At 63.6% G+C, this 1,311-nt stretch carries 1 protein-coding gene; it reads right to left on the bottom strand.

What is annotated here, in order from left to right; translation table 11 throughout:
- Window positions 1-187: 187 nt before the first annotated feature.
- On the bottom strand, window positions 188-1,123 hold the full coding sequence (locus SSBG_RS30350) for a hypothetical protein (protein ID WP_008749046.1): 936 nt from the start codon (window positions 1,121-1,123) through the stop codon (window positions 188-190).
- Window positions 1,124-1,311 lie beyond the last annotated feature (188 nt).

Here is a 1,311-nt window from a genome sequence, read left to right as displayed (position 1 = left end):
AAAAAAAAAAAAAAAAAAAAAAAAAAAAAACTAAAAAAAAAATCAAAATAAAAAAATTTAAAACCCACAAAAATACAAAAAAAAAAAAAAAAAAAAAAAAAAAAAAAAAAAACAAAAAAAAAAAAAACATAAACAAAGAAAAAAAAAAAAAACCACGACCTCCCATCAAATCTAACGGAGAACTAAGTCACACGTAAAATAAATCGTCAAAGGAACTAGGCGTAGCGAGCATTATAGCAACAAATATTAGCGCCTTTGGGGCGAGGGGTTTTGGGCCGCAGGCTCCCTTGCCGGCCGGCGTGTGCGCGGGCGCGGGGGCGTGCTGCTCCGGGGTCACCGCCTCCGGCGCGGGGGTCGGGGTGGGCGCGGCGGCCCGCACGGGCGTGAGCACGGGCGCAGCGACCGGCGCAGCGACGGGCACCGTGCTGGCGGTCTTCGTGTCCACGGGGGGCGGGGCGGCTGCGTCGGTGCCGTAGACCTGCCGGAGGTATGCCTCTTCGGCGCGGATGCGGCGTGTCTCGGCGGCGAGCGCCTTCTGCACGGCGAGGTCCTGGCGGCGGGCGAGGAGCCAGCCCTGCGCGCGCTGGGAGAGCGGGACGCGGTACTGCTCCAGGAGCACGAGCCACAGGAGCTTGGCCCCGAGGGAGACGCCGGCGCCGACGATGCCGGCGGCGACTTCGTGGGTGCGGCAGCCGTGGGTGATGACGGCTGAGACGGCCAGGGCGAGGCCGATCCAGGTTCCGGCGAAGGCGAGGCCGCGGCGGGGGTTGTAGCGGTTGAGCCACTCGAAGCCCTGGCAGCACAGCCACAGGAGGTCGAAACCGGCGGCGGCGGCTCCGTAGGCGATGACCGGGTGTACCTGGGTGGTGAGGAGTCCGCCGATGCTGGCGGTGGTCCAGGCGATGGAGGCGACGGTGGTCAGGATGGTCGCGGTGGTGACGGCGCGGAGGATGGTGCGGTCCCAGTCGCGGGGTGCGACGGGGACGAGAACGTCGTAGTCCTCGGGGACGAGGCGGGTTTCCCCGGCGATGGTCTCCTCGACCCACCGCGAGCGGGTCTCGGTGCGGTACCGGACGCCGGGCAGGCGTCCGGACGTGGTGTCCGGAGGTCCGGGCGTGGTCATGACGGTGCCCTTTCGGCAGGTCAGCGGAGGATGAGGATGGCGATGAGGATCAGCGGCCAGAGCATGGCCAGGAGGTAGACGGCGCGCATGGGGGCCTTGGTGTCGGGGGCCTGGGGTCCGGTCCTTTGCCGTCTCCAGCGGTGGGCTGGAGGCGACGGGGGTCCTCGCCGGGAGCTGGGGAGTCGTCA

The sequence above is a fragment of the Streptomyces sp. SPB074 genome (assembly GCF_000154905.1).
Classification (GTDB): Bacteria; Actinomycetota; Actinomycetes; order Streptomycetales; family Streptomycetaceae; genus Streptomyces.
Note: the sequence above shows the minus strand (reverse complement) of the source record. Positions and strands in the feature narration are given on the sequence as shown.

Coding starts and splice junctions, on each gene's coding strand:
- SSBG_RS30350 (WP_008749046.1), bottom strand. CDS start 1,123: ATGACCACGCCCGGACCTCCGGACACCACGTCCGGACGCCTGCCCGGC.